Source organism: uncultured Actinomyces sp. (assembly GCF_963526355.1).
In the GTDB taxonomy this organism is placed as follows: Bacteria; Actinomycetota; Actinomycetes; order Actinomycetales; family Actinomycetaceae; genus Actinomyces.
Map to the genome: position 1 here is coordinate 1 of NZ_CAUROW010000036.1, position 21,588 is coordinate 21,588.

At 68.7% G+C, this 21,588-nt stretch carries 17 protein-coding genes and 1 pseudogene; 11 read left to right on the forward strand and 7 right to left on the reverse strand.

The window, feature by feature from the left end; genetic code table 11:
- From RWR81_RS08355 to RWR81_RS08395, 9 genes are all read left to right on the forward strand, one after another.
- Positions 1-1,872, forward strand: a 1,872-nt coding sequence (locus RWR81_RS08355) for an NAD(P)H-hydrate dehydratase (RefSeq protein WP_314456762.1), incomplete at its 5' end; no start/stop codon positions are given.
- A gap of 137 nt (positions 1,873-2,009) precedes the next feature.
- Positions 2,010-3,329 carry an alanine racemase gene (gene alr / locus RWR81_RS08360; protein WP_314456789.1) on the forward strand — a complete coding sequence of 440 codons (1,320 nt, stop codon included), beginning with the start codon at positions 2,010-2,012 and terminating at the stop codon, positions 3,327-3,329.
- A 77-nt stretch (positions 3,330-3,406) separates the two neighbouring features.
- The gene (gene tsaE / locus RWR81_RS08365; protein WP_314456764.1) at positions 3,407-4,045 is read left to right on the forward strand and encodes a tRNA (adenosine(37)-N6)-threonylcarbamoyltransferase complex ATPase subunit type 1 TsaE; all 639 of its coding nucleotides are present in this window, start codon (positions 3,407-3,409) and stop codon (positions 4,043-4,045) included.
- Positions 4,042-5,133: a hypothetical protein gene (locus RWR81_RS08370; protein WP_314456766.1), complete on the forward strand. Its 1,092-nt coding sequence runs from the start codon at positions 4,042-4,044 to the stop codon at positions 5,131-5,133. The genes tsaE and RWR81_RS08370 overlap by 4 nt, the downstream gene beginning before the upstream one ends.
- 9 nt (positions 5,134-5,142) lie before the next feature.
- On the forward strand, positions 5,143-5,922 hold the full coding sequence (gene tsaB, locus RWR81_RS08375; RefSeq protein ID WP_314456768.1) for a tRNA (adenosine(37)-N6)-threonylcarbamoyltransferase complex dimerization subunit type 1 TsaB: 780 nt from the start codon (positions 5,143-5,145) through the stop codon (positions 5,920-5,922).
- 41 nt (positions 5,923-5,963) lie between these two features.
- Positions 5,964-6,494, forward strand: a complete 531-nt coding sequence (locus RWR81_RS08380) for a GNAT family N-acetyltransferase (RefSeq protein ID WP_314456770.1) — start codon at positions 5,964-5,966, stop codon at positions 6,492-6,494.
- Between the two features lie 389 nt (positions 6,495-6,883).
- Positions 6,884-7,603 carry a succinate dehydrogenase cytochrome b subunit gene (locus tag RWR81_RS08385; protein ID WP_314456791.1) on the forward strand — a complete coding sequence of 240 codons (720 nt, stop codon included), beginning with the start codon at positions 6,884-6,886 and terminating at the stop codon, positions 7,601-7,603.
- A 12-nt stretch (positions 7,604-7,615) separates the two neighbouring features.
- A complete protein-coding gene (locus RWR81_RS08390) occupies positions 7,616-9,616 on the forward strand; it encodes a fumarate reductase/succinate dehydrogenase flavoprotein subunit (RefSeq protein ID WP_314456772.1) in 2,001 nt (666 codons plus the stop codon).
- On the forward strand, positions 9,613-10,383 hold the full coding sequence (locus RWR81_RS08395) for a succinate dehydrogenase/fumarate reductase iron-sulfur subunit (RefSeq protein WP_003789384.1): 771 nt from the start codon (positions 9,613-9,615) through the stop codon (positions 10,381-10,383). The genes RWR81_RS08390 and RWR81_RS08395 overlap by 4 nt, the downstream gene beginning before the upstream one ends.
- Positions 10,384-10,479: 96 nt before the next feature.
- Here the strand turns inward: RWR81_RS08395 and RWR81_RS08400 are convergent, their stop codons facing one another.
- The 4 genes and pseudogenes from RWR81_RS08400 to RWR81_RS08415 all read right to left on the reverse strand — a co-directional run bounded on the left by RWR81_RS08400 (position 10,480) and on the right by RWR81_RS08415 (position 13,065).
- The gene (locus RWR81_RS08400) at positions 10,480-10,722 is read right to left on the reverse strand and encodes an HAD family hydrolase (protein ID WP_314456776.1); all 243 of its coding nucleotides are present in this window, start codon (positions 10,720-10,722) and stop codon (positions 10,480-10,482) included.
- Between the two features lie 89 nt (positions 10,723-10,811).
- A pseudogene (locus RWR81_RS08405) lies at positions 10,812-11,171 on the reverse strand (haloacid dehalogenase); the annotation flags it as partial.
- Positions 11,172-11,319: 148 nt separating this feature from the next.
- Positions 11,320-12,363, reverse strand: coding sequence for a hypothetical protein (locus RWR81_RS08410; protein ID WP_314456777.1), 1,044 nt, complete (start codon positions 12,361-12,363; stop codon positions 11,320-11,322).
- Between the two features lie 84 nt (positions 12,364-12,447).
- Positions 12,448-13,065 (reverse strand): DNA-3-methyladenine glycosylase I, encoded by a 618-nt coding sequence (locus tag RWR81_RS08415; RefSeq protein WP_314456778.1) that lies wholly within the window; start codon positions 13,063-13,065, stop codon positions 12,448-12,450.
- A gap of 145 nt (positions 13,066-13,210) precedes the next feature.
- On the opposite strand from RWR81_RS08415, the gene tsaD reads away from it, so the two are divergent.
- On the forward strand, positions 13,211-14,257 hold the full coding sequence (tsaD, locus tag RWR81_RS08420) for a tRNA (adenosine(37)-N6)-threonylcarbamoyltransferase complex transferase subunit TsaD (RefSeq protein ID WP_314456779.1): 1,047 nt from the start codon (positions 13,211-13,213) through the stop codon (positions 14,255-14,257).
- Positions 14,258-14,275: 18 nt separating this feature from the next.
- Here the strand turns inward: tsaD and RWR81_RS08425 are convergent, their stop codons facing one another.
- Complete coding sequence (locus tag RWR81_RS08425; protein WP_314456781.1) at positions 14,276-15,043, reverse strand: TetR/AcrR family transcriptional regulator; 768 nt, start codon at positions 15,041-15,043, stop codon at positions 14,276-14,278.
- A 120-nt stretch (positions 15,044-15,163) separates the two neighbouring features.
- Between RWR81_RS08425 and RWR81_RS08430 the strand changes: the two genes are divergently transcribed.
- Positions 15,164-18,958, forward strand: a complete 3,795-nt coding sequence (locus tag RWR81_RS08430; RefSeq protein ID WP_314456783.1) for an ABC transporter ATP-binding protein — start codon at positions 15,164-15,166, stop codon at positions 18,956-18,958.
- 64 nt (positions 18,959-19,022) lie between these two features.
- Here RWR81_RS08430 and RWR81_RS08435 read toward each other — a convergent pair whose 3' ends face one another.
- Both RWR81_RS08435 and RWR81_RS08440 read right to left on the reverse strand, forming a co-directional pair.
- On the reverse strand, positions 19,023-20,261 hold the full coding sequence (locus RWR81_RS08435) for a glutamate--cysteine ligase (protein WP_314456785.1): 1,239 nt from the start codon (positions 20,259-20,261) through the stop codon (positions 19,023-19,025).
- A 53-nt stretch (positions 20,262-20,314) separates the two neighbouring features.
- Positions 20,315-21,588, reverse strand: a 1,274-nt coding sequence (locus tag RWR81_RS08440; protein ID WP_314456787.1) for a class I SAM-dependent methyltransferase, incomplete at its 5' end; no start/stop codon positions are given.

Here is a 21,588-nt window from a genome sequence, read left to right on the forward strand (position 1 = left end):
GCTCTGCGCGAGTTGCGCCGGGGCCCCGTCGGGTCCGGGGCTGCGGTCGCCCCCGCCCGAACCGCCCACACGGTTTTCGCCCCGACGAGCCCCGCGTGGCCGGCGGCCCCACCCGTCTCACCGGGTTCACCGGCAGTGCCGGTGGGGACATCTGCTGATGGGGCGGGGACGTACGTCAGTCCGGGATGGATCTCGGGAGCGCCGGTGCTTCTCCTGGTCGGTGGCGGGCACAACGGGGCCGACGCCCTCCTGGCTGGAGGACTACTCGCCCACAACGGCTGCGCGGTCACCGCTGTCCTGGCCACGGAGCACCCCCACCCCGTCGCCCTGGAGGAGGCCCGCAGCCACGGCGTCACCGTCTATGGCGCCGGTTACCGCAGCGACGGTGAACTCGGTCAGGACGGTGCCGAGGCATCCATCGCCGCTGTCGAGGCCTTCATCGTCCGCGGTGGACTCGTCCTCGACGGGCTCACCGGTATCGGGGCAACCGGGCCGCTGCGCCCCGACGCCGCTGCCCTGATCGCCCCACTGATCGCGGCCGGCGCCCCGGGGCGGCGTCCGCTACGTGTCATCGCCGTCGATCTGCCCAGCGGAACCGGTGTCGACGACGGCGCCGTCGACGGTCCCGTCCTCGCTGCCGACTGCACCATCACCTTCACCTGCCTCAAGGGGTGCCTGTGCCTGCCGCCGGCCCGGCACCTGTGCGGCGCTATCGAGGTGGTCCCTCTCGGTCTGCCGGTCCCCACGGGCCGCCCCACAGCCCGCCGACCCGTCGACGGAGCCCTGGGCGACTACCTGACGAGATCCGTCCCCGAGCCCAGTGCCGACGACCACAAGTACACCCGTGGCGTCGTCGGCCTGTGGGCCGGCAGCGAGTCCTACCCCGGCGCAGCCGTCCTGGCCGCCAGCGGTGCGATGCGCGCCGGAGCCGGCATGGTGCGCCTGGCCGCGCCCAGACGCGTGGAGGACCTCGTCCTGGCGGCCCGTCCCGAGGTCGTCCCCACGGCCGGACGCAGCCAGGCACTCGTCCTGGGGCCGGGCGTCGACCCCGCCGACACCGTTCGGGCCGATGAGCTGCGGGAGGTGCTGCGCCCCACCCTGGTTCCCGTGCACGGCAGTGGGGGCAGCCGGGACGCTGCTGGCGCCAGGACCGGCGAGGAAGCAAGCGACAGCGCCGCCGGCATGGTTCCCGCCGGGCTCCCCACCGTCGTCGACGCCGGAGCACTGAGCATCCTGACCGAGCTCCTCGCCGAGGGTCTGCGCTGCACGCCCTGTCATGTTCTGACCCCGCACGCCGGCGAGGCCGCCGCCCTCCTGACGGCGCTGGCGGGCCCGGAGACGCCAGAGGAGCCGGCCCTCCGGTGGAACCGGGAACGCGTCGAGGCGCACCCGGCGCATGCAGCCCGCGATATCTGTCGCCTGAGCGGCGCCACCGTCCTGCTCAAAGGGGCGACGACACTCATCGCCGCGCCGCACCATCCCCTGGTCAGCGTGGACTCCGGTCCAGGATGGATGGCGACCGCAGGAAGTGGGGACGTGCTCGCCGGCGTCCTCGGCGCGGTCCTGGCCGGAACCGCTGTCCGTTGGGAACGGGGGACCGCAGACGCGACTGCAGGCGTGGAGACGGACACGGCCACGACGATGCTCCCAGGATCCGGCCCGGTGTCGGCCCCCCTGCTCGACTCCGTGCTTGACTCGGTGGCCGCCGGAGTCAGGCTGCACGCGCTCGCAGGCGCCTATGCCGCCGCGATGCCCCAAGGAACCGGAGTCGCCGGCACCGGTGGGCACCCGATCGCCGCCCTCGACATCGCCTCGGCCCTGGGGCCCGCCCGTCTCGAGCTCGACTGGCTTCATGCTGTCCCGCACCACTGAGACGCGTGGCGACTGATCGGTGCCAACGTGACTGCGGAGTGTGCGAGGGAACAGGCTCCCCGTCGGGTACCCGGTGCGACAATCTCGCTGTGACCACCACCGCGGACTCAGCAGCACCGACAGCACCGACAATGACGATGGCGTGGACCTCATCCACCGCTCCGGAAGCCGCAACCCCCTGGAGCCCGCTGTCCGGCGCGGACACCGCCTGCGCCGTCATCGACCTGGAGGCCGTCGCCCACAACGGCCGCCGCCTGGCGCGGACAGCGGGCGTGCCGTGGATGGCCGTGGTCAAGGCCGACGCCTACGGTCACGGCCTGGGGCCCATCGCCCTGACGGCCCTGTCCGCGGGGGCCTCCTGGCTGGGGGTGGCCCAGCTCGCCGAGGCCTTGACCCTGCGCGCCCTTCTCGACGAGGCCGGTGTGACCCGCCCCACCGGGGAACCCACCGGTCAGGCGCCCCGGCTCCTCACCTGGCTCCTGCCCGTCATGGATCCCGCCCGGGCGGCCGCCGAGGACTCACCCCTGCGTGCAGCCCTGGCGGCTGATCTGGACCTGTCGGTCTCCACCCCGTCCCAGCTCGAGGCCGTGGAGGCCGCGGCCCGGGCACAAGGGACGACGGTGCGCCTCCACCTCAAGGTCGACACCGGCATGTCGCGCGGCGGCGTCATGGAGGAGGACCTGCCCGCCATGGCCGCCGCGCTGAGACGGGCCGTGGATGAGGGGACGGTCGACGTCGTCGGTCTGTGGTCTCACCTGTCCCGTGCCGATGAGCCCACCAGCGGCTCCACCGAGGATCACCTCGCACGCTACTGGCGGGCCGAGAGAATCGTGCATGAGGCAGGCCTCACCCCGCCCATCCACCACCTGGCCGCTACCGGCGGGCTCCTGTGGCACCCCGAGGCCCGCATGGACCTGGTGCGAGTGGGAATCGGCCTGTACGGACTGAGCCCCGACCCGTCAGTCGCCACCAGTGCCGAGCTCGGGCTGCGGCCCGCCATGCGCCTGGAGTCCGCCCTGGTGCAGGTCAAACGCATCGACGCCGGGCAGGCCGTCTCCTACGGGGGAACCTGGAACGCCCCCTGCGACCGCTGGGTGGGGCTCGTCCCCCTGGGCTACTCCGACGGCATCCCGCGCGCCGCAGGTTCAGCCGGGCCCGTCGGAGTCGGCGGCATCATGACCTCCATCGTGGGCCGGGTGTGCATGGACCAGGTCGTCATCGACCTCGGTCCGGCCCGAGACAAGGCCGGTGCGGCCATTGCGCCACCGGCCGCGGTCGGAGACACCGTTGTGCTCTGGGGCGCCCCCGACGCTGTGGGGAAGGAGGCCGTCCCCACGGCGGACGAGTGGGCGCAGGCCTGCGGCACCATCAACTACGAGATCGTGACCCGGCTCGGGGCCCGCGTCCCGCGCTGCTACGTCGGAGGGCAGTCGATCGGCGACTATTCTCGGTCGTAGGCAGCAGGTGTCGGACACCGCCCGGGCGGTCCACCGAGGGCCGGGCTATCAGGTCCACGCACGGATGAGGAGGACACATGAGCAGCGCACCGCATCCATCCGAGGTCGTCCCCGGGATCACCGTCGCCACCGGCGACGCCGAAGCGACCCGGGCCCTCGGCACCCGCCTGGCCCGTCTACTGCGCGCCGGTGACCTCGTCATGCTCTCCGGTGGGCTGGGAGCCGGCAAGACCACCCTGGCTCAGGGGGTCGGCGCGGCCCTGGGGGTGCGCGGCCGCGTCTCCTCACCCACCTTCATCATCGCTCGCGTGCACCGCTCTCTCGCCGACGGCCCCGACCTCATCCACGTCGACGCCTACCGGATCACCTCCCTGGAGGAGGTCGACGCTCTCGACCTGGACTCCTCCCTGGAAGACTCGGTCACCCTGGTCGAGTGGGGCGAGGGCAAGGTCGAGGCCCTGAATCCGGATCGCCTGGAGGTCGAGATCGCCCGCCCTCACGGCGCCGTCCGTGCCGGTGTCTCGCGTCCCGACGACACCTCGGCCGAATCCGAGCCGTCTTCCGGCCCGTTGACGACCGAGACCGTTGTCGACCTGGGTGAGGTCGACGACGGTAACCGATGGATCACTGTGCGCGCCTTCGGTCCGAGATGGGCCGACATCGATCTGGGGCCACTTGTCGCCGATCTCTCCCACCAACCTGGAGCGCCGCTGTGAACACGCCTTCTCCCACCGCTCCCGTCTGCAACGCCATCTCCGTCCGATCCGCTGAGCATCGCGGACGCCTCAGAGCCCCGGTCTTACGCACTCTCGCCACGATCCTCCTGGCCGGCCCTCTTCTGTTCGCAGGGCAGGCCTGGGGCGCCACCGACTCACCGTCGTCGGGCGCAGGAGGATCCACCGCCTCGACCTCAGGCGCCCAGGCCACCTCGACCGATCCGACACCGGCCGCATCTGCCGGTAGCGTGACGGATGCGGACTCGCGCAGCGCGGCCAAGGCCCTTATGGAGAGCGACTGTGTGGCTCAGGTGCGTCAGAGCACCGGCGAGCAGGGTGAGATCACGGTGGGGGACCCGAGGAGCGTCTACACCTGGGCGCCCGGTTTCCTCGACGGCTCCCAACCCTCCGCGCCGCCCGTCGACACCGGTGACTGGGCCGCGACCGTTGCCGCCGTCGGCAAGCCCATCGGCCTTCTCGAAGTGGTCGAGGACAGGGGCCGCACCACCTGCACCCCCGTGTTCGACGACGACCTGGCCACTGATATGGACCAGATGGGTGAGGCCCGCCTCATCCATGACCGCAATGCCAACGCCTGGTACTCGCTGCGGGACACCACGGTGACGGCGCTGGGCGAGGCCGCTACGCGGCGCCTGGCCGGGCCCATCGAACTGGGTGACTACGGGGAGATCCTGCGCGAGCGCGCCGGGTCCAAGCCCCAGACCTCAACCGCGCAGGGCGAGGGGCGCTCCACCGCCGGCGGCTGGGCGATCTGGGGACCGGTCCTGGCGGTCGTCGTCGTCGGGGTGATCACCGTCGTCATCACAGTGCGACACGAGCGCAAGGTGACTGCGCCGCTGCGCCAGGCCCGTAACCGTGCCGACATGGCCGAGCGCGCCGACCGGTTCAGTCGGGACCAGACCGAGACCGAGGGGGCTGCGGTGCGTCGCGGCATCCCGCGAGCCGCCATCGACCTGTCGCTCCTCGGTGACGGGGACGATGGCACTGCCGGGACGACGGGTGGCGACACGCTGGGTGACACCATTCCTGAGAATCACGTCGACTACCCCCGGGATCCGAGGGCATAGGCTGGCCCGGTGCGAATCCTCTCCATCGACTCCTCCCTGGGGACACAGGTCGCAGTCGTTGAGACTGCCGGCGGACATGACGCGACTCTCGGCGGGTGCTCCCTGCGAGTGCTGAGCCGGGCCGAGCAGACCGATACCCGGCGCCATGCCGAGTCCCTGGGCCAGATGCTCTCCGAGGCGCTGTCCACTCCTGACATGGTCGACCACCGGCTTGACGCCGTCATCGCGGCCACCGGGCCCGCTCCCTTCACCGGGCTGCGGGCCGGGCTGGTCACGGCCAGGGTTGTCGGACGTGCTCGTGGCGTGCCCGTTCACGGCGTCTCCAGCCTTGACGCCGTCGCTCGCCTGGCCCTCGACGAGCTGGGTACTCGCAGCGGCGAGCGGGACCCCGTCGTCCTGGTGGCCACCGACGCCCGCAGGCGGGAGGTCTACACCGCGCTCTTCCGGGCCGCTGGGCCCGATGATGTCACCCGTTTGACAGCGATCAGCGTCTGCCCTCCGGCTCAGGTCGCCGAACAGATCACTGGGCCGGTCGGCGAGATCGGGACTGTTGACGTCGTGGCCGGCTCTGGCGCCGCCCTCCATCCCGAGCTGGTCGAGTCAGTGCAGCCGGCCGCCTCCCGCGAGGTGCTCGCCCCGGTCTCCGGTGACGTTCTGACCCAGGTGCGTATCGCCCTGTGCCGTCTGGACCGCGGTGAGGCTCTGAGCACGGAGCCGCTCTACCTGCGTCACGCCGACGTGCAGATGCCCACCGCGCGCAAGCGCGTGCTGACTTCGGATCCCGGGTGACCGCAGTGCCGCAAGCAGAACGGGCGTCCAGGCTTCGGGAGATGAATGAGGAGGACCTGGAAGGCATCGCCCGCCTCGAAGGCGAGCTGTTCGGGGCCGAGGCCTGGAGCCGGGGCCTGCTGGCCGCTGAGCTGGAGGTGTCCCGAGGGCCATGGGCTGACCGCCGCTACGTTGTCGTCGAGTCCGATGAGGCACACGGAGCCGACACAGGGGGGCAGCGGGCGACGCTCCTGGGGTACGCCGGCCTCTACCACGCTCGGGGACTGGCCGGCGCCGACCTGCTGACCATCGCCACGGTTCCAGCGGCGCGCAGGAGAGGCCTGGCGTCCCTGATGCTCACCGAGCTCGTGGGCACCGCCCGATGGGCGGGGTGTCCTGAGGTCCTGCTGGAGGTGCGTCAGTCCAACGAGGCCGCCCAACGGCTCTATGTCAGGCACGGATTCGTCGCCATCGCCCGGCGCCGTCGCTACTACCGGGCGCCGCCCGAGGATGCCGTGGTCATGCGTCTGATGCTGCGTCCCCGGCCGGGTCCGGTGGGGATGAGCGAGATCAGCGAAGCGAGCTCGGGCTGAGTCGCAGCAGGCGGCCCCGGCGGGCCGGGACGACCGTCCCCGACCGGGAGGATTGCGACAGTCCGGAAGGCCGGACGGGTGCGGCGGGAATCGGCCGTCAGCACGCCCCTCACCCCGGAGGGGCACGCCTGTCTGATACCGCACAGATTTGTCTGACACCGCCATGACGAAAAGGCGGCCGCAGATGACACCGTCAGCATATTCAGCGGCGCTGAATGCGAGGTCAAGGTCTTGCGGAATCCTCGAGATTCTGCGGATTCGTCGTGCATCTGCGCTGGTGGTGGCCTAGATGGGGTCATTGAGAGTCCTGGCCCGGTTAGCCTTTTGCCGTGGCCAAAACATCTGCTCCTTCCCAGAAGAGGCGGACCGCCTTCTCCACGACCGTCTTCATGAAGCGCATGATGGCGATCTCGGGGCTGGTGTTCCTGTTCTTCGTTCTCTTCCACGCCTACGGCAACCTTCACTACTTCGAGGGTGAGATTGCCTACGATCACTACGCGCACTTCCTGCGCACACTCCTCCAGCCGATCCTTCCCTACAGCGGTGTCCTGTGGATCCTGCGTGTGACGCTCATGGCCTGCCTCCTGGCGCACGCCGGCAGCGCCTTCCACCTGTGGGTACGCAACAAGCGGGCTCGCGGCAACGACAAGTACGCGGTCAAGAAGCCCGGCGCGGACTACTTCGCCTCCCGTTACGCCATGCGCACCATGCGCTGGGGCGGCGTCATCCTGCTGCTGTTCATCATCTGGCACATCTTGCAGTTCACCACCCTGTCACTGACGCCGGGGGGCCAGTACGTGCATGGACGCGCCTACCTCAACATGTACTACGGCTTCCAGCTGTGGTGGGTGTGGCTCATCTACGCAATCGCGCTGGCGGCCCTGTGCCTGCATGTCTGGCACGGCGTGTGGTCGGCCCTGCAGACGCTGGGGGCGGTGCGAGGAAGCACCATCCCCTTCATCCGGCTGATCGCGTTCGTGGTGGCCTTCGGCCTGTTCGTCGCCTTCATGATCGTTCCGACGGCGATCCTCTTCCACGTGGTGCCCGAGCCCATGACCGGCGCCCAGTACGCGATCGAGGCTGCCAAGGCCGGCATCCTTTCCCACTGAGAGTGAACGACTATGACTGAACTCATCGACGGCCTGTACTACGAGGGCGAGAAGATCGCCGACACCAAGGCCCCCCACTCCGTCCCGATCGACAGGCGCTGGGAGCAGCGCAAGTTCGAGGCCAAGCTGGTCAATCCCGCCAACCGCCGCAAGCTGGACATCATCGTCGTCGGCTCCGGCCTGGCAGGCGGCGCCGCTGCCGCCTCCCTGGGCGAGCAGGGCTACAACGTCAAGGTCTTCTTCTACCAGGACTCCGCCCGGCGGGCGCACTCCATCGCCGCCCAGGGTGGTATCAACGCCGCGAAGAACTACCGCAACGACGGCGACTCGATCTACCGGCTCTTCTATGACACGGTCAAGGGAGGCGACTACCGCGCCCGCGAGGACAACGTCTACCGCCTGGCGGAGGTCAGCGCCAACATCATCGACCAGTGCGTGGCCCAGGGCGTCCCCTTCGCCCGTGAGTACGGCGGCCTGCTGGACAACCGCTCCTTCGGTGGTGTGCAGGTCTCCCGTACCTTCTACGCCCGCGGCCAGACCGGCCAGCAGCTCCTCATCGGCGCCTACCAGGCCCTCGAGCGCCAGGTACACGCCGGGACGGTCAAGGAATTCCGTCGCCACGAGATGGTCGAGCTCATCATCGTCGACGGCCGTGCCCGCGGCATCGTCACCCGCGACATGGTCTCCGGGAAGATCGAGACCCACCTGGCCGACGCCGTCGTCCTGGCCAGCGGTGGATACGGCAACGTGTTCTTCCTGTCCACCAACGCGATGGGATGCAACGCCACCGCCATCTGGCGCGCGCACCGCAAGGGCGCCTACTTCGCCAACCCCTGCTACACACAGATCCACCCCACCTGCATCCCGCAGTCCGGGGACTTCCAGTCCAAGCTCACCCTCATGAGTGAGTCGCTGCGCAACGACGGGCGCATCTGGGTGCCCAAGAAGGCCGAGGACTGCGACAAGGACCCGCGTGACATCCCCGAGGAGGCGCGCGACTACTACCTCGAGCGCATCTACCCGGCCTTCGGCAACCTCGTGCCGCGTGACATCGCCTCCCGCCAGGCCAAGAACATGTGCGACGAGGGGCGCGGCGTGGGACCGGCCATCAAGGAGCGGGACCCCAACGGCAACGAGCGGATGATGCGCCGCGGGGTCTACCTGGACTTCTCCGAGGCCATCGGCCGACTGGGCAGGGACGCGGTCTCCGCCCGCTACGGCAACCTGTTCGAGATGTACCAGCGCATCACCGGGGACGACCCCTACGAGGTCCCCATGCGCATCTACCCGGCCGTGCACTACACGATGGGCGGCCTGTGGGTGGACTACGACCTGGAGTCCAACGTCCCGGGCCTCTACATCGCCGGGGAGGCGAACTTCTCCGACCACGGCGCCAACCGCCTGGGCGCCTCCGCCCTCATGCAGGGCCTGGCCGACGGCTACTTCGTCCTGCCCGACACCATGAACGACTACCTGGCGGACATGCTGCGCCTGGGCAAGGTCGACCCGAACGCCCCGGAGATCGCCGAGGCCAAGCGCTCCGTCGAGGAGCGCGTCGCCCGCCTCATGGCCCTGCGCGGCACCCGCAGCGTGGACGACTTCCACATGGCCCTGGGGCGCATCATGTGGGAGTACTGCGGCATGGAGCGGCGCGACGCCGGTCTGCGCGACGCCATCAAGCAGATCCGGGCCCTCAAGGAGGAGTTCTGGCGCGACGCCCGCATCACGGGCCAGGCCGACGAGCTCAACCAGGCCCTGGAGAAGGCCGGCCGACTGCTGGACTTCTTCGAGCTGGCCGAGCTCATGTGCATCGACGCCCTGCACCGGCGTGAGTCCTGCGGTGGTCACTTCCGGGCGGAGTCCCAGACCCCCGAGGGTGAGGCCATGCGGCATGACGACGAGTTCCTCTACGTCGCCGCCTGGGAGTGGGGCGGGGAGAACCAGCCGCCGATCCTCCACAAGGAGGACCTCGTCTACAAGGACATCGAGCTCAAGCAGCGGAGTTACAAGTGAACATCAAGCTCAAGATCTGGCGCCAGAAGAACCAGGACTCGAAGGGCCACTTCGAGGAGTACGCCATGAGCGGGATCGAGGAGCACATGAGCTTCCTCGAGGTCCTCGACCTGCTCAACGAGCAGCTCTTCGCCGAGGGCAAGGAGCCGGTGGCCTTCGACTCCGACTGCCGCGAGGGCATCTGCGGTCAGTGCGGTGTGGTCATCAACGGGCAGGCCCACGGGCCCATCCGCTCGACCACCTGCCAGCTGCACATGCGCCACCTGGCGGAGGACCCCTCCTTCAAGGACGGCTCCACCATCACGATCGAGCCGTGGCGCTCCACCGGCTTCCCGGTGCTGCGCGACCTCATCGTGGACCGTTCCGCCCTGGACCGCATCGTCCAGGCCGGCGGCTACATCTCGGTCAACACTGGGGGCGCCCCGGAGGCCCACTCGGTGCCCGTGCAGAAGGAGAAGGCCGACGCCGCCTTCGAGGCCGCCGCCTGCATCGGCTGCGGTGCTTGCGTGGCCGCCTGCCCCAACGCCTCGGCCATGCTGTTCACGGGAGCGAAGATCTCCCACCTGGGTCTGCTGCCGCAGGGTCAGCCCGAGCGTCTCGCCCGCGTGGTGAGCATGCTCAACCAGCACGACGCCGAGGGCTTCGGCGGCTGCACGAACATCGGCGAGTGCGCGGCCGTGTGCCCCAAGTCGGTACCGCTCGAGGTCATCTCGCGCCTCAACCGGGACCTCGGCCACGCCCTGTGGAAGGGCCAGCACGCCCACTGACCTCCTACCTCACTCAACGCCGAGCCGGGCACTTCTCGCGGCCCCGACAGAATTTCTGTCGGGCTACACGAGAAATGCCCGGCTCGGCGTGAGGGGCTAGTGGATGGTGAAGGTGACCCCGGTGAAGTTCGCGATCCGCGGCGTGCTCGGATCAGCCTCGGGGACGCCGTCGCCCACGAGGAGGATCTGGGCACCGGCGCGACGGGCGGCGGTGTAGCCGGAGGCGGCATCCTCCAGCACCAGGCAGGAGGTGATCGGCACCCCCAGGAGCTCGGCGGCCTTGAGGTAGGCATCGGGGTCGGGCTTGCCGTGCTCGACGTCGTCGGCGGAGACGACCACCGGGGGAATGGAATAGGGACGCAGGCCTCCTCCATACGCGCCCGCATGAGCTCGATCGGAGCCGAGGTCACCAGGGCCAGCGGGACGCCAGCATCGATCAAGGCTGTTATGAAGGCTGCGGCGCCGGGAATCTCCGCCATCCGTCCAGCGGTGAGCACGATCTCCTCACGAGCGAAGCGCTTGTGGATGGCATCCTGCTCCTCGGCTGTCAGCTCCGGCAGGAACCGACGGATCGTGTCGATGCCGGTACGGCCGGGGGAGTAGGCCATGATCTCATCGAAGCGCTCACTCATGCCGTAATCACGGGCGAAGGAGTCCCACATCGACTCCACGACCGCCGAGGAGTCCACCAGCGTGCCGTCCATATCGCACAGAAGCGCCTCGGCACTGCTCAGGGACACCTGCCCCTCGGCGGCGTGGTCCGCCGACGACCACAGCTGAACAGACATGACGCCTCCTGGGACGGAACCTACGAGGGCAACGATGTTAGCCTATCGAAGGGGGCGTGAACCTGCGTCGCTGACAGCGAGTTCCACGACGGCCACCGCGTTGACAGGTTTCGGTGTCATCCGCATGTACGTGCCTCTACCGTCATGTCTATCTGGAGGCCTCGACGAACTCTCCATTCTTCAGGCTGTAGTCCGTGCAGTTCTTCGCCTCGTTTTTGGGGAACTCAGTGCAAAGACTGACGTGGGAGACATTGGGGTACTTCTTGATCGTGGACAAGAGGGAGTCCGTGGTGTCCTGGCTGGGACCGTCAGGGTTGTAGGGGCCAAGGCCTCCGACGAGCGCCCGGAACCCCTCTTTCTCCTCGGAGCTGGCACTGTTAGCACTGATGGAGATCCAGGGTTCCTTCGCCTCGGGAATGGGGAGGTTGACGATGTCTGAGATCAACGAGGTCGGCAGTGACTCCGTTGTCTTCTCCCTGCTCGTACTGGATTGGATGAACCAGTTGCCGATCGTGAAGTTCTCCTTCGCGCTGAGGTATTTTCCATCCTTGGTCGGGATGGGGTGAGTGGAGATATCGGAGGGGATTGAGGGCTGAGTGCCGCGCTCGATATTCAGGGAGTCGTATTCCTGGGTTATTTTTTTTGCAGTGCCGCCCGAATGTTCTGCTGCCGTTTCCATGGTGTTGCAGGAAGCGTCCAGGGCCCGTTTCTGGTTGTTTGCGAGGTGAGGGTTGCTCTCTTCGTGAAGACTGATGGACTGCTCGTCGAAAACAAGGACAGTGCCGTGGTACTTCCAGGTGAGCTCAATATATGCCCTGCTCTCCTTGAGTTCGTCATGGCGGGGAAGCTCAGTGGCTACCCGGTTGAGAAAAGTGCAGGCCTGGTCCGGCTCCGTGTCATCGGAGAGCGTCGTCGTAGCGATGGCATAGCACCCGGTCTCCTCATATGTCTCGCAGGAGGTCTTGACCTTTTCGACACCGTCCTGCTTCAGGAGCCAGGAGCGGATGATCTTTCCTCCGCCGTCGGAGCACGCTGACAGTGGGAGAACCGCCAGGGCCACGGCTGCGGCTGTCAAGAGGTGCTTGGCTGCCAGCCGCCGGCGCCACATGTGGAGGTCGCGCCTCGAGCGGCCGTGCTGACGGGGAAGGGCGTACTGCCTGAGCCTGTTCATAGCAGGAGCGTAGGTGTGCATGCGGGTACGAGGTAGGGGTACTGATCCCCATCGTGAACCAGGCGAAGTCGGGCTCGCGCACTGGTGTCGGAGCGCCGGGGATCCCTAGCTCCAGACCCCGGAGGTGCCGCGGCGGTGGGAACCGATCAGGTGGGTGTCGATGATCCCGATCGCCTCCATGAGGGCATGCATCGTCGTCGGACCGACGAACCGGAAACCGTGGCGCTTGAGCTCGCGTGACAGGGCCGCCGACCGCGGTGACTGCGTGGGGATGTCCGCGAGCCGGTAGGGTCTCGGAGTCTCGTTCGGCCGGTAGGACCACACCAGGCCTGCCAGGCCGCCGTCGATGTCGCTCGCCTCCCGAAGGCGCAGCGTCGCATGGGCGTTGGTGATGGTGGCCAGGATCTTGGCCCGGTTGCGCACGATCCGGGCGTCGTCCAGCAGTCGGTCCACGTCCTCGTCCCCGAACTCGGCCACCGCGTCGGGGTCGAATCCGGAGAAGGCGTCACGAAAGGCCGGCCGCTTGCGCAGGATCGTCGCCCATGACAGTCCCGACTGGAAGGCCTCCAGGCTCAGCCGCTCGAAGACTCCCCGCTCGTCTCGCACCGGCATGCCCCACTCGGTGTCGTAATACTCGCGCAGCAACGGGTCGGTGGCGGCCCAGACCGGCCGGGCCAGGCCGTCGTCGCCCACCACCAGGTCCGGGCTCGCCGACTCGGTCATGGCGCTCCTCTCCATGTGGGTGAGCGGTGATCAGCCGATCCTCACGTGAGATGGGACGATAGCCGATATCGTCGGTACTCGCTGGAAGCGGGCGAGATCGCCGCCTGAGCCCGACTCCTATCGGTAGGGGATAGGCTGAGGGCTTGTGAGCGACCCTCTCATCCTCGGCATCGAGTCCACCTGCGACGAGACCGGTGTGGCCCTCGTGCGCGGCCGCGAGCTCCTCGCCGACGTCACCGCCACCTCCATGGACCAGTACGTGCGCTTCGGGGGCATCATCCCCGAGATCGCCTCGCGCGCCCACCTGGAGTCCTTCCTGCCGACCCTCGACGCCGCGCTGGAGAGGGCCGACGTCGACCTGAGTCAGGTGGACGCCGTCGCCGTGTGCGCCGGCCCGGGACTCATCGGTTCTCTGACCGTCGGCATCTCCGCCGCCAAGGCCCTGGCCGCGAGCCTGAACCGGCCGATCTACGGAGTCAACCACGTCATCGGCCACCTGGCGGTCGATGAGCTGGTTGACGGCCCCCTGCCGGACCGGTTCGTCGGACTCATCGTCTCCGGCGGCCACTCCAACCTCCTGAGCATCCGCGACATCGCCACCGACGTCGTCGAGCTCGGTGGCACTCTCGACGACGCGGCGGGGGAGGCCTTCGACAAGGTCGGCAGGCTCCTGGGGCTGCCCTACCCCGGTGGACCGCACGTGGACCGCCTCTCCCAGGAGGGCGACCGCACTGCCATCCGATTCCCCCGTGGTCTGGCCGCCGCCAAGGACAAGGAGCGCCACCGCTACGACTTCTCCTTCTCCGGGCTCAAGACGGCCGTGGCCCGTTACATCGAGTCCCTGGAGGACGCCGGCCGGCAGGTGCCCGGCGCCGATGTCTGCGCCGCCTTCTCCGAGGCCGTCAACGACTCCCTGACGGCCAAGGCGGTCCAGGCCTGCTTGGACGTCGGCTGCGACACGCTCATCATCGGAGGCGGTTACTGCGCCAACTCCCGCCTGCGCGCCCTGGCCGCCGAGCGCTGCAAGGTCGCCGGCATCGCCCTGCGCCTGCCGCCGCTGCGCTTCTGCACTGACAACGGTGCCCAGATCGCGGCCCTGGGGTCGGCGGCCGTAAGCGCCGGGGTGGCGCCCAGTCCCATGGATTTCGCCCCGGACTCGGGGATGCCGCTGGACCTCAGCGTCGTCCACTGAGTCGTCCACGTCGTCCACTCAGTCGCCGGCTGTCGCCCGTTGACGCCCCGGCGGCCTCTCCTCGTTGCCTGTGCTGCTGGTGGTGAGGCCGGCGGCAACGCCGCGGATGATGATCTCGATCTTGCGGTCCAACCCTCCCCTGTCCAGCCAGCTCTCATTCGGGAACAGTGCCGCGGGCAGCCTCTGTGTGCGGGTGGCCGCGGCACGGCTCGCCTCCTCCAGACCCGTGGAGTTCTCAGGTCCCGGCCCTCGGCCGTTCGGGCCCGGCTCCGCTGGAGCCTCGACCGGGTCCGGGAATCCGGTCTGATTGACCGGGGAACGCATGATCTCGATCTGTGCGTGCGTGGAGATGACGGTGTCGCCCACGAAATCGAGGACGACGCCGGCATCCTCTGGGCTCAGTCCGCCGTCGACCAGGTTCTGGCACGCCTGCGCCACAGGAGCTGTGAACAGCTGGTGCGCCCACGGCACCTTCATGATGACACCGGCCAGGCCGGGGTAGTCCTCAAGCATCCCCCAGATGGACTCGACATGAGCTCGTACCGCCTCAGGCCAGTTGGCATCGGAACGGGGGACGTCGACCTGCGCGGCGATCTGCTCCAGGCATGCGGCCAGAAGGTCCTCGCGCGAGGAGATCGTCCGGTACAGCCCGGAGACCGCCACGCCCAGGCGCTTCGCCACCGCCGTCAGGGTGAAGTCGGCAACACCCAGTTCGAGCGCAGCCTCAACCACGTCATTGCGCGTGAACCCGGGCCGTGGACCTGTGCGCTTGCCCAGTCGTGTCATGGCCCAACCGTAATGCGTTCGCGGAATGGTTGCCCGTGGTTCAGCAGGGGGAGTAAGGTGCACCTCATCCAGAACTGAAAGCTTTTCAGTATTAGACTCGGCATTGGATAGAGGCTCCTGATGAGCAAGCAGACAACGCCGTCGGCCCAGCCGTCGACATCACAGCCCGCAACGTCCCAGCCGCCGCTCACTGAGCCGGACCCTTCGGTCGAGCGCGATGCTGAAGCCCGTCTCGCCGACTCCGGCGGCCCGGAAGCGACCACGCAGACCGGGACGGGAAGCAATGCCGAGCGCTCCCGCCAAGGGCAGGAGGCCATCGCCCGCCTCGGCGCTCCCGTGCGTGCCCGTCTGCGGATCGGTCAGGTCCTCGTCCTACTCTCCGCAATCCTCGCGGCTGCTCCCTACATCGCGCTGGTCCAGCTCGGTGACATTCTCCTGGACGCCTACCGGGCGGGTGCGAGCCCTGACTCGCAGCGTGTGCACAGTGCCGTCATGGTGCTTGTGAGCGCATACTCCGCGCGGCTGTTCCTCTACTTCGCAGCGCTGCTCATCACCCACTTGGCCGACCTCTCCTTGAGGGACCGGCTGCGCCGCGACATCGTCGAGCGCATCTCCCACGCTCCACTGGCCTGGTTCACCGACTCCACCTCCGGACGCATCCGCAAGGCCGTCCAGGATGACACGACCACCGTGCATACGGTCATCGCCCACGGTCCTGTTGAGCGTCTCAACGCCATCGTCACTCCCTTGGCGCTGCTCATCTGCGCCTTCTGGATCGACTGGCGCCTGGCTCTGCTGGCGCTGTCCGCGCTCATCCTCTACGTGCTGACCTACTCCCTGTCCCTGCGGGGCATGAATGAGAAGACCGTCGAGATGGATCGCAAGCTGGCTGCGGTCTCCTCCAGCATGGTGGAGTTCGTCTCCGGTATCGGTGTGGTCAAGGCCTTCGGCCGTGTCGGCCGTGCTCACTCGGCCTATCTCGCCGCGGCCGACGAGTTCTCCTCCTTCTACCGGGCCTGGGCGATGCCCCTGGTGACCATCGCCTGCCTGTCCTTCACCTGGGTGTCGATCCCGGTGCTGCTCCTGGTCAACCTCGGTGGAGGGGCGATGCTCATGCATGCCGGGATGGTCACCCTGCCCCAGGTCCTGACCACCACCCTCATCGCCCTGGTCCTTCCCGGTGCTCTCACCACCGTCGCGTCGATCTCCTGGTCCTACCAGTTGGCCGGAGCGGCGGCGCTGCGTCTGTGCGAAATCCTCGACACCCCCGTGCTGCCCGTATCGGACTCCCCGGAGCGGCCCCGGTCGGCGCGAGTCGAGATCGAGCACGTCTCCTTCTCCTACGGGGACACCCTCGCCGTCGACGACGCCTCCCTGACGCTGGAGCCGGGAACCGTCACGGCTCTGCTGGGTCCCTCCGGCTCGGGCAAATCGACGCTGGCCACCCTCATCGCCCGCTTCGCCGACCCCGACGCGGGAGCCGTGCGCATCGGTGGGGTGGACCTGCGCGACATGGATGAGGACACCCTGTACTCCACCGTCTCCTTTGTCCTTCAGGACGCTCAGCTCCTCGGCACCACCGTGAGGGAGAACATCGCGCTCGGGCGCCCCGACGCCGATCTGGAGCAGGTGCGCGCCGCCGCCCGGGTCGCCCACATCGATGAGGAGATCATGGCCCTGCCGGACGGCTACGACACGGTTCTGGGACGGGACACGGGCCTGTCCGGCGGTCAGGAGCAGCGCATCGCCATCGCCCGTGCCATCCTGCTGAACACCCCCGTCATCCTGCTCGACGAGGCCACGGCCATGGCCGACCCCGAGTCCGAGGCGGAGATTCAGGAGGCTCTGAGCGCCCTGGTCAAAGCGCGAACCGTCCTGGTCATAGCCCACCGTCCGGCCGCAGTGCGCGGCGCCCACCGTATCGCTGTGATGGACCGTGGCCGCATCGTGGCCTGCGGCAGCCACAACGATCTGCTGGATGAGCCCCATTACCGCGCCCTCCTGCGGCAGGCTGGTGAGCTCGATGACGTCGAGACCCCCGCGGCCATCGAGAACACCGTCAAGGGATCCACGAGCTCGTCGGCTCTCAGCGCCGACTCGGTTCGTGCTGAGGACGAGGTGGATGACATCACCCCGCCCCGGACGGCTGGTACGGGATCACCTCTCGGAACGCGCTCGCTACTGGCCCGCTTCCGCCGGCTCATGGTCGAGTCCTCCTGGCGGCAGACGCGCAGCTGCCTCATCCTGGCGGCGGCCAATGGGATCATGGTCGGGCTCGCGCTTCTGGTACTCCTGCCCGCAACGGTGGCTCTGGGGTCCGGTGCGCCTCGCTGGGGCCTGTCCTTCGGGAGCTGGCTCCTCGTACTGGTGGCTCTCGGCATTGGGGCGGCTGCACTGGAGTTCCAGGGACAGCGCAAAGGCATGTCCGGGGCACTCGGCTTCATGCACGACGTCCACCACGCGGTCGGTGACCAGATCGCTCGCCTCCCGTTGCGCTGGTTCACCTCCGACTCCGCCGGCACCCTGTCTCGGGCCGTCAGTCAGGAGATGGTGTCTCTGGGGGAGTCTGCCGCACACTTCATGTACCGGCTCACCTCCACGACCGCGGCCTGCGTCGTCGTCTGGGCGGGTTCGTGGGCATGGGACTGGCGACTGGGCCTCCTGCTGACGGTCGCCGCGCCGCTGCTCGCCGGGTTTGTCCGCGCCGCGCGCCGTCTGCTGGACCACGGCAAGTCGATCTCCGAGCCCGCCGAGCGCGAGCTCGCCACCCGGGTGGTCGAGATCGCCCGCTGCCAGGGCGCCTTGCGCTCCTGCCGGGCCGCCACCGGCTACAGCCGCCTCACCGCGGCCTTCGACGATGGTGCTCGTGCCTCTGGGCGTGCCCTGTGGTGGGAGACCACGGGCAACATCGTCAACGGTGCTCTCAGTCAGGTCATCATCGTCGCCATGATCACCATGACGGCCTCGCGCGCCGTCGGCGGCACCATGGAACCGCTCGTGACCGTGGCCATTATCGGCATGTGCCTGCGCTTCACCACCATGATTGATGAGATCGGTGCCAACGTCATGGGCATGGAGGAGCGTCGTCAGATGATGAACCACCTTGATACCGTCATGGACGCCGAGCTCATGGCCGAGCCCGAGAGGCGCACCGATCTGCCCGCCCCTGGCTCCGTCGGACTCGACGACGTCGTCTTCGGCTACCGGGTCGACGAGCCCGTGCTGGACGGGGTGTCGCTGGAGGTTCCTGCGCGCAGCATGTGCGCGATCGTGGGACCCTCCGGCAGTGGTAAGACAACCATCGCGCGGCTCCTGGCCCGCTTCTGGGACGTCGACTCGGGAACGGTGCGGGTGGGCGGCACTGACGTGCGCAACATGCCGACCGCCCAGCTCATGGAGCAGCTCTCCATGGTGTTCCAGGACGTCTATCTCTTCGATGACACCCTGGCCGCCAATATCCGCATCGGCAACCTGGCGGCCGACGACGGGCAGGTTCGCTGGGCCGCCGATCTCGCCGGTGTCACTGAGATCGTCGAACGGCTGCCCCACGGCTGGGACACCCGTGTGGGAGAGGGAGGGCGTGCCCTGTCCGGGGGTGAGCGCCAGCGCGTCTCCATCGCCCGGGCACTGCTCAAACGCGCACCGATCGTTCTGCTCGACGAGGCCACCAGCGCCCTGGACGCGGAGAACGAGGCCAATATCGTGGCCGCCATGGAGGAGCTCAGGCGCACCTCAACACTCATCGTCATCGCCCACAAGCTCGAGACGATCGCTGCAGCCGACCAGGTGATCGTTCTTGACGACGCCGGTCACGTCGCCCAGCACGGACGGCACGAGGACCTTGTGGAGGCGGAGGGTCCCTACCGGAGCTTCTGGGAGCAGCGCGCCCGCGCCCACGGCTGGACGCTCGTCTAGAGCGACGGGCGACGCTCCTGCACGGGACCTGTAGCCGGAGGGCCGTCCGTTCCTCCGACGTCGTTCAGGACCTGGCCGCCAGCGAGAGCACCTCGGTGGGACGCAGGGGCCTGCCGGCGCGGGCCTCGGCCAGCAGCAGCCTGACGGCCGCCTCCCTCTGCCCGCCGTAGGCCCCGACGGCGGCGATCTGGCGCTGGTAGGAGGCGCCCGTCTCCAGGGTGGAGCGCACGGAGTCCAGCTCGGCGGCGCAGCCGAGGTCCTCGGCGATGGGCGCGAGCTCAGTGAGCATCCGCTCAACGGTGTCACCCACCAGCTCCTCCTCCCCGGCGGAGTTGATCAGAAGGATCGCGTCCATGCCGTAACGGGCCGAGCGCCACTTGTTCTCGGCGACATACCAGTCCGGCATCACATCGAGATCCGCACCCCGGTCCAGGGCTCGGGAGAAGGACTCCACGAGGCACTGGGTCAGTGCCGCGATCCCGGCCAGCTCGGTCAGGTTCGTGGCGGCGTCGCAGGCCCTCACCTCGATGGTCCCCAAGCGTGGTGAGGGACGCACGTCCCAGCGGATCTCGGTGAAGTCCTCGATGACACCGGTGTGGACCAGGTCCCCGGTGTAGCTCTCCAACTGCTCCCAGGTGCTGAACTGCTCCGGAGCGCCGGCGGTGGGCAGCTGCTGGAACATCATGGCCCGGTTGTCCGCGTAGCCAGTGTCGGCCCCGGCCCAGAAGGGTGAGGAAGCGCTCAGGCACTGCAAGTGAGCGGTGCGCGTGAGCAGGGCCTTGAGGATCGGCAGGACCTTGGCCCGGTCCTCGACTCCGACGTGCACGTGGGTGCCGAAGATCAGCATCTGGTGACCCCACAGGCGAGTGCGCTCCACCAGACGGGCGTAGCGCTCGGCGTTGGTCACCTTCTGCACCAGGGGGTCGGCGAAGGGGTGGGTTCCGGCTGAGGCGAGGTCCACGCGCAGCGGGTCGGTGACCGGGAGGACCCGATCGAAGGCGAGAGCGATGTCCTCCATGCACTCGGCGACCGTGCGCCGCGCCCCGGAGACCAGCTCAATGGTGTTGAGCATCATCTCACCGTGCACGTGCGGATCCGGGCCCACCGTCTGGAGGATCTCCTCGGCGCACTGGCGCAGGTCGAGGCTGTCGCGGTCAATGAGTGCCAGCTCCCACTCAACTCCCAGCGTGGAGCGGGCCGAGGTGGCGAAGGGGAGGTGCTGGGGCCGGTGGGCAGGTGGCAGCTGGGAACCTCCGATGGCGGACGTGGTACTCGGGGGCGTTGTGTCAGTCGTGTCCTGCATGTCCTGATCGTCTCCTCGGGAGGTCCCTGATGGGAATCGGCCGGTGGTTCTGGTCAGTCTTGGGAGGGGGTGCTGTCGGGGCGGTGAGTCGGTGAGGGCGGGATGAGGGGCTCGACGACGAGGACGACGCCCTTGGCCTTCTCACCCACGCGGGTCAGGATCCATGTCTCCGACTCCTGGCCGCTGAGCCTCAGCGAGGCGCGCAGTGCGTCGGGGGAGACGTCGACTCCGCGCTTGAGGATCTCCAGGGCTCCGATCCCCAGCTCGCGGGCCCGGGCCCGCAGGGTCTTGAGCCGCAGCGGCAGGACCTCGGTGAGCCGGAAGGAGCGCACGAAGGGGACGGTTGCCGCGTCGGGGAGAGTCTCCGACGTCAGATAGCCGATCCGTGGTCCCACTGGCCTCGCGCGCAACGCCTCGCAGAGGTGGGCGACAAGTCCGGCCCGGATGGCGGCGCCGTCGGGCACATGGATGATGCTGCTCAGGTCATCGGGCGAGCCGATCGGATCGACCTGGACCGGTGGCTGCGAGGGGTCAGTCGTGCTGGGGTCGGTCAGCGTGTGGGCGGTGGTGCCGTGCGGCCCGGAGCGCAGGACCAGGGCTGAGCGCCCGGGGCCCTCGGGGGCCAGTGGTCCGCACCAGATGGCTGCCTCCACGACGTCGCCGTCCACACTCACCCACTGGGTGCGGGAATCGGAGGGCAGGGCCGCATGGTCGATGCCGGGGGCGACCTTGACACCGAGAGCGGGAACGGACTCGCGCAGCGCGAGCACGTGCGACAGGGCCGGAGACCACTGCTCGGGGTCCGTGATGCGCCGCCCCTGGGCCCGGCGGGCCGGGTCGGCGAAAACGGCGTCCACACCCCGCTCGATCAGGTCGATCTCCAGGGCGTCGGCGCACTCGACGCTCGCGTGCGGGAAGGGCATGAGATTGATGGTGGCCAGGGCGGCCGTAGCCTCATCGCGGTCGATGGCGAGCACCGGCAGGTCGAGCCCGGCCAATGCGACGGCGTCGCCGCCGATCCCGCAGCCCAGGTCCGCGACCTTCGTCACGCCCGCGGCCGTGTACCGGGCGGCATGATGGGCCGATACCACCAGCCGGGTGGCCTGTTCCAGGCCGTCTGCGGTGAAGAGCATCTGCTGGGCGAAGGGACCGAACTTGGCGGCTGCCCGGGAACGCAGGCGCTGCTGAGTCAGGGCGGCCGCCACGAGCGCGGGGGAGTGACCCTCCTCGCGCAGGGAGCGTCCCAGGGCGAGGGCCTCGGTCGGGGTGTAAGGGGGCAAGGAGGACAGAAGCTCCCAGCCCTCGGGCGTCAGGAGGAGCGCGACGT

What these genes read in the sequence shown, in the direction of transcription:
- alr (WP_314456789.1), top strand. Translation starts at nt 2,010, where the DNA reads ATGGCGTGGACCTCATCCACCGCTCCGGAAGCCGCAACCCCCTGGAGC.
- tsaE (WP_314456764.1), top strand. Translation starts at nt 3,407, where the DNA reads ATGAGCAGCGCACCGCATCCATCCGAGGTCGTCCCCGGGATCACCGTC.
- RWR81_RS08380 (WP_314456770.1), top strand. Translation starts at nt 5,964, where the DNA reads ATGAATGAGGAGGACCTGGAAGGCATCGCCCGCCTCGAAGGCGAGCTG.
- RWR81_RS08385 (WP_314456791.1), top strand. Translation starts at nt 6,884, where the DNA reads ATGAAGCGCATGATGGCGATCTCGGGGCTGGTGTTCCTGTTCTTCGTT.
- RWR81_RS08390 (WP_314456772.1), top strand. Translation starts at nt 7,616, where the DNA reads ATGACTGAACTCATCGACGGCCTGTACTACGAGGGCGAGAAGATCGCC.
- RWR81_RS08410 (WP_314456777.1), bottom strand. Translation starts at nt 12,363, where the DNA reads ATGCACACCTACGCTCCTGCTATGAACAGGCTCAGGCAGTACGCCCTT.
- RWR81_RS08415 (WP_314456778.1), bottom strand. Translation starts at nt 13,065, where the DNA reads ATGACCGAGTCGGCGAGCCCGGACCTGGTGGTGGGCGACGACGGCCTG.
- RWR81_RS08425 (WP_314456781.1), bottom strand. Translation starts at nt 15,043, where the DNA reads ATGACACGACTGGGCAAGCGCACAGGTCCACGGCCCGGGTTCACGCGC.
- RWR81_RS08430 (WP_314456783.1), top strand. Translation starts at nt 15,164, where the DNA reads ATGAGCAAGCAGACAACGCCGTCGGCCCAGCCGTCGACATCACAGCCC.
- RWR81_RS08435 (WP_314456785.1), bottom strand. Translation starts at nt 20,261, where the DNA reads ATGCAGGACACGACTGACACAACGCCCCCGAGTACCACGTCCGCCATC.